This is a genomic window from Aquidulcibacter sp. (assembly GCF_044346625.1).
Classification (GTDB): Bacteria; Pseudomonadota; Alphaproteobacteria; order Caulobacterales; family Aquidulcibacteraceae; genus Aquidulcibacter.
Map to the genome: position 1 here is coordinate 1 of NZ_JBIIYV010000117.1, position 5,604 is coordinate 5,604.

General features: G+C 55.7%; 7 protein-coding genes. 4 read left to right on the forward strand and 3 right to left on the reverse strand.

The window, feature by feature from the left end:
- The coding region (locus tag ACIQ20_RS15565; protein ID WP_395781903.1) for a hypothetical protein at window positions 1–233 on the forward strand (233 nt) is incomplete at its 5' end.
- On the opposite strand, the gene ACIQ20_RS15570 is transcribed toward ACIQ20_RS15565, so the two are convergent.
- Both ACIQ20_RS15570 and ACIQ20_RS15575 read right to left on the reverse strand, forming a co-directional pair.
- A complete protein-coding gene (locus ACIQ20_RS15570) occupies window positions 230–1,267 on the reverse strand; it encodes a hypothetical protein (RefSeq protein ID WP_395781905.1) in 1,038 nt (345 codons plus the stop codon). The two genes, ACIQ20_RS15565 and ACIQ20_RS15570, sit on opposite strands and share 4 nt — an antisense overlap.
- 65 nt (window positions 1,268–1,332) lie before the next feature.
- Window positions 1,333–2,385, reverse strand: coding sequence for a phosphatidylglycerol lysyltransferase domain-containing protein (locus ACIQ20_RS15575; protein ID WP_395781907.1), 1,053 nt, complete (start codon window positions 2,383–2,385; stop codon window positions 1,333–1,335).
- A 120-nt stretch (window positions 2,386–2,505) separates the two neighbouring features.
- Between ACIQ20_RS15575 and msrA the strand changes: the two genes are divergently transcribed.
- Together msrA and ACIQ20_RS15585 are read left to right on the forward strand one after the other, a co-directional pair.
- The gene (gene msrA, locus ACIQ20_RS15580; RefSeq protein WP_395781909.1) at window positions 2,506–3,162 is read left to right on the forward strand and encodes a peptide-methionine (S)-S-oxide reductase MsrA; all 657 of its coding nucleotides are present in this window, start codon (window positions 2,506–2,508) and stop codon (window positions 3,160–3,162) included.
- Between the two features lie 15 nt (window positions 3,163–3,177).
- Window positions 3,178–4,278 (forward strand): NAD(P)/FAD-dependent oxidoreductase, encoded by a 1,101-nt coding sequence (locus ACIQ20_RS15585; protein WP_395781911.1) that lies wholly within the window; start codon window positions 3,178–3,180, stop codon window positions 4,276–4,278.
- A gap of 50 nt (window positions 4,279–4,328) precedes the next feature.
- On the opposite strand, the gene ald is transcribed toward ACIQ20_RS15585, so the two are convergent.
- A complete protein-coding gene (gene ald / locus ACIQ20_RS15590) occupies window positions 4,329–5,414 on the reverse strand; it encodes an alanine dehydrogenase (protein ID WP_395781913.1) in 1,086 nt (361 codons plus the stop codon).
- A 113-nt stretch (window positions 5,415–5,527) separates the two neighbouring features.
- Between ald and ACIQ20_RS15595 the strand changes: the two genes are divergently transcribed.
- A partial coding sequence (locus ACIQ20_RS15595; protein ID WP_395781915.1) for an AsnC family transcriptional regulator occupies window positions 5,528–5,604 on the forward strand: 77 nt, incomplete at its 3' end.

Sequence of the window (5,604 nt, forward strand, 5' to 3'; positions counted from 1 at the left end):
GACGATTGGTGTTGAGTGCGGGCACTGGCGGGGGCAGCCCAGCAGCGGCTTCCTATGTCCGCGAGCGCCTAACCGCTACTTTCCCGGAGGCTTGGGCGGAGATGCTGGAAACCCTCACTGCTGAACGTCTAGTGCAAAAGCAGGCCGGGGCCAGCATGGCCGAGATGCGTCAAGCGGCGTTTGCCAAATTGGTGACAGCCTTTGGACCGCCTGACCTTACCGGACCCGTTTAAGGCAAAACCTCAAAGGCTTCGACAATCCCGCCGTTGGGGGATTGCACCCACGCCAACTTTACCCGCCCATAAGGCGCAAGCCGCGCGGGCCCCTCAGCTTGATTGACTTGAATATTCTTAGATTTCACGTTGCTGACCCAAGCATCCAGGTTTGCTACGGGCAGTCTGAGGGACACAATGCCGCGATTTTTAAAGCTGGCCCGCGGGGCGTGGTCAACGCCTTCAAGGCCAACAAATCGCATCAGCTCTACCCGGCCATCTTCACTCTGGCTCTCCCATAAAATCCCGGACCGACGTGGGATTTGGGTCGACAAATTGACAGGCAGCCCGAAATTGGTGGCGACCGGCTGTGCGTCTTCATAATTGCCGATGAACCAAGCGCCAAAGCCAAGGCCCTCTTGGAAAAAGGCACGTTCGGCCTCGAAATCCTTGACCATGGTCATGACATTGAACACCCGGCTAATGCCCTTGGTGGTCTCCCAGCCTTCAAGCTTTGGCACCAAACGCTCATAGATTGAAACATTGACGCCGTCTGGTCCTCGGATCACGACATTGCGAAGTTTCACGCCACCAAAGCTAAACTCTTGCGGGCTATTATAGGCCGTCCAACCCCGAGCGATCGCTCTATCATAGACCTTGGTGGCATCGCGCGATCGCGTCATCAGCGAGAACCAGCCGCCGGGGTCCCAGGCCTGGGCTGCTGGACGGATCGGTTCAGAGGCAATTCCCTTTAGGGTTACGAGCCGGATCCAGCCTTTGGCGTCGCCTTCATTGACCAACAGAACTTCGCTGCCCGTTACTTCGGGTGCCAAGTTCCATGATTTCAAGATCATAGGGTCCACTCGGCCGCGAGACTCCACTTTCCAACCGGCATCTTCGGTAAAAAACGCCACCCAAGGCACAGGGTCGGCTACGTGAACGACGACTTCCTGCCACCCTTTGCCTATTTCAGGCTGAACAGGCTTGGCGGCAACATAAAGAGGGGCGACCAGCAAGGTCGCAAACGACAACAGGGCAAAGAGAAGCGTACGCATCCTATTAGTGTAACGAGGCTTTTTGCGTTGTCGAGCGGGGATTTTGCCGCGCAGCGTTCGGGCTCTTAGAGCGGGCGGTTGATCAACAAAGTGGCCCGCGCCAAGGCGACAAAGTGGGAAACCCCTTTTGGTGCGGCCAGATAAACGTCTTCCCATTCTGGGTGGAATTTGTTCTTAAACCGCCGCACGCCTTGGAAATTATACAGTTTTTCGCCATGCTCATACATCAGCTTGGCCAGATTTGTGACAAAGGGGGAACGGCTGCAGGGCTCCACGCCGGCTAGCGGGGAAGTGTTCAGATCAAAGGCTTGGTAATTTTGTGCCTTCGCCCACAAGAACAGCTCCGCAAACAAATAATCCATCACACCATTTGGCGCGTCTTCGCCATAGCGCATCAAATCGATCCCAATGCGGGATCTGTCGGCGGTAGGCCATAGGCAGGCAAAAGCAGCAATATGGCCATCTGCCGCGCGGACAGTCGCCAGCGGCAGGCGGTCTACATAATGCACATCAAACCGTCCGAGACAGAAGCCCTTTTCGCCTCCGGTTTGATGCGCCAGCCATTGGTCAGAGATCGTCTGCAGGCGGGACAAATTGGCCCGCACAGCACCAGGTCCTTCAATGCGGACGCTAAACTGGTTCTTGATATGACGATTGCGATGGGTGCGAATGACTTGGCGTTGTTTGCCGTCCAGGGAGAAAGTTGAAAGATCTAAAATGGCACGCTCGCCCGTTTTGACCTTTTGTAAATCCAGTGCCTCTGCAATCGGTTCAAAGCTGGGCCCTACGCCATAAAAAGCGGGCTTTGCGCCACAGTTTTGGGCCATAGCGACAAAGCGTTGTGCCAAGCTTATCGCTTCTTCCGCTTGACCTACCGGTGCACCAAAGGCCAGCCAGGTGCGGCCCTTCGGCGCATAGCTCAAGAAGCTGCGGCCTGACGGCGAAAACAACAGGCGCTTGTCACCGAGCAAAGCTGCATTGGATTGAGGATCACAATGGGTCGCGCGCGACAGGATCAGATCAGCGCGCGCCAAATCGCCCTCATGCAGCTCCAACTTGGGTCTGTTCAACCTTAATCGGCGCGTAAGCAGTCTTGGCGTGGCAAGTTCAGCTGTCATACTCATCCTAGTAGGTGTGGCAGAATGTGATTAATTAAAGACTGACGCGAAACCCGAAAGACGCATCTGGCGTAAACAATCTTTAGACCTATATCTAGGAAAGCTCCGGAGCATCTTACTATGCTATTTTCCAAACAGAAGAAATTACAAATCCCAGCGGCTCACGAAGCTTTGAAGGGTCGGTCCACACCAGTAAATGTGCCTGCCCGTCACTTTGTCAACGGTCGCCCTCTGAAGGGGCCTTGGCCGGATAATCTAAAAACCATCACTTTTGGATTGGGTTGCTTCTGGGGTGCCGAGCGTAAGTTTTGGCAAACGCCGGGCGTTTACACCTCTGCAGTTGGCTATAGCGCTGGCCTCACGCCTAATCCGACCTATGAGGAAGTCTGCAGTGGCATGACCGGCCATAATGAGGTTGTTCTGGTGGTCTATGACCCGGGCGAGATTACCTTGGAGGGCTTGTTGAAGGTCTTTTTCGAAAATCATGATCCGACGCAGGGCATGCGCCAAGGTGGCGATATTGGGACCCAGTATCGTTCTGGAATTTACGTGAGCGATGCACAGGAGTTGCAGGTTGCCGAACAAGCGCGCGCCCAGTATGCAACCGCCTTGGCTAAATCGGGCTATGGGCCGATTACAACCGAAGTGATGCTGGCACCGGAATTCTATTATGCTGAAGACTATCACCAACAGTATCTGGCCAAGAACCCCGGCGGTTATTGCGGGATTGGCGGTACAGGTGTGGCTTGTTCAATCGGTACGGGTATCAGCGCCTAAGAGGAAAGACGCGCTGTGACCGATACAGACGTCATTATAGTCGGCGCTGGTGCAGTCGGTCTGGCCGTTGGTCGCGCGTTAGCCAGCCGTGGACAAAGTGTTATCGTGCTCGAGAAGAATGGTCGCTTTGGCGAAGAAACCTCATCACGTAATTCTGAAGTTATTCATGCGGGCATGTATTATCCCACTGGGTCCTTGAAGGCCCGCCTCTGTGTCGCAGGCAAGCACGCCATGTATGCCTTTTGTGCGGAGCGGGGCATTTCGGCCCGCGCGCTTGGCAAGCTAATCGTTGCGCCATCAGCCTCAGATTTGCCCGCCTTGCAGGTCATAAATGATCGTGGCCACGCCAATGAGATCCCAGATCTTGAGATCATTGGCCCTGACCGGATCAAGCAGATGGAGCCAGAGATTGTTGCCGAGGCAGCCATTTGGTCGCCCTCGAGTGGTATTGTCGATAGCCATTCTTACATGCTGGCACTTTTAGGCGTGATCGAAGATCATGGCGGGGCACTCGCGCGCAATGCGCCTTTTCTGGGGGCTACACCGATTGCTGGCGGATTTCAGGTCCGGGTTGGGGGTGAAGAGCCGATGACCCTGACCACGCGCCAGCTCATTTTGTCTGCAGGTCTTTGGTCCACCCAAGCCGGACACGCCGTTGAAGGCCTTGACCCCGCTTTGGTGCCAGAAACCAAATTCGCCAAGGGCAATTACTTCACTTATGGGGGGAAAGCCCCGTTCACGCATTTGATTTATCCAATGCCGTCCGCTGGCGGCCTCGGCATCCATGTTACGCCCGATATGAGCGGTCATGCCCGTTTTGGCCCAGATGTTCAGCCGGTCGAAACCTTGGATTATCGGGTGGATGAGAGCCGAAAGGCGATCTTTGCAGAATCGATCCGCGCCTATTGGCCAGGTTTGGACGAAAGCCTGATGCAGGCGGACTATACGGGCATTCGGCCCAAAGTAGGCAATGCGCTCACCCAGTTTGAGGACTTCCGCATCCTCGATCAGTCCAGCCATGGCTTGGAGGGTTTGGTTTGTTTGTTCGGGATTGATTCCCCGGGCCTTACCTCCTCCTTCGCAATTGGTGAAGAGGTCGCCAGTCGTTTTGATTAGAGCATGCGACGCGGGAGAGCCAGCCTTGCCCTCCCGCTCACGTGAATGGATTAAAGGCCCAAAGCTTCTTTCACGGCTTGGTGCATGATCTGGCCGCCGCGGACATTGAGGCCCAAGGCAAAGCCTGGGTCTTCTGCTAGTGCTTGATCAACGCCTTTGTTGGCCAAGGCCAGCATGTAAGGTGCTGTGACACCATTGAGGGCATAGGTTGAGGTCAAAGGTGCCGCGCCTGGCATGTTGGCGACGCAATAATGCACCACCCCGTCGATCACATAGGTTGGATCTGCATGGGTTGTCGCGTGCGAGGTCTCAAAGCAACCGCCTTGGTCGATCGAAATGTCGACGAGGACAGAGCCATCCTTCATACGCGACAGCATATCTTTGGTGACAAGCTTTGGTGCCGAGGCACCGGGGATCAAGACTGCGCCAATCACGAGATCAGCTTCGATACAGGCCTCTTCGACCGCATCAGGGGTCGACATCAGGGTCGTTACCATGCCGCCAAACTGACGATCAATCGCGACCAAAGCGGCTTTCGAGCGATCAAAGACGGTGACATCGGCGCGCATACCATGGGCGATTTCGCAAGCATTCAGGCCAGCTACGCCACCGCCCAGGATGACGACTTTGGCGGGTGCCACGCCCGGTACGCCGCCCATCAATTTGCCCAGACCACCTTGTGGCTTCAACAGGCAATGTGCGCCCACCTGGGTCGCCATCCGCCCTGCGACTTCCGACATCGGGGCCAAAAGAGGCAGTCCGCCATCGCGGCCAACAACGGTTTCATAAGCAATAGCGGTACAGCCCGATGCCATCAGCGCCTTGGCTTGCTCTGGATCTGGGGCCAAGTGCAGATAGGTGAACAGGATGTGGTGCGGCTTTAAGCGTGCACACTCAATCGGCTGGGGTTCTTTTACTTTTACGATCATGGTCGCGGCGGCAAAGATTGCATCTGCGTCTGGGAGAATTGTCGCGCCAACTTTCTCATACGCCTCATTGGAAACCCCAATACCGGCGCCAGCGTTGGACTCGACGAAAACCTCATGTCCAGCAGCGACGAGCTGCGCCACGGTGCCCGGCGTTGCGCCGACGCGGTTTTCTTGAGGCTTGATTTCCTTAGGCACGCCAATTTTCATGTCTGTCTCCTGTGATGAGCGACCCTAACACGCTTTGTATGGCGGTTCCGCGCAAACTTGCCCAAGCTTTTGAGGTTTGTTAGTGGAAAGCACGAAGAAAAGGAGACTTTCCAATGGAAATCGCTACACTTGATGACAAGGACCGTGCTTTGCTTCGCTTGCTGCAGCGCGACGGCCGGGCCAGCATCGC

Bases quoted from the DNA above. Each gene is read 5' to 3' on its own strand.
- ACIQ20_RS15570 (WP_395781905.1), bottom strand. From the start codon at position 1,267: ATGCGTACGCTTCTCTTTGCCCTGTTGTCGTTTGCGACCTTGCTGGTC.
- ACIQ20_RS15575 (WP_395781907.1), bottom strand. From the start codon at position 2,385: ATGACAGCTGAACTTGCCACGCCAAGACTGCTTACGCGCCGATTAAGG.
- msrA (WP_395781909.1), top strand. From the start codon at position 2,506: ATGCTATTTTCCAAACAGAAGAAATTACAAATCCCAGCGGCTCACGAA.
- ald (WP_395781913.1), bottom strand. From the start codon at position 5,414: ATGAAAATTGGCGTGCCTAAGGAAATCAAGCCTCAAGAAAACCGCGTC.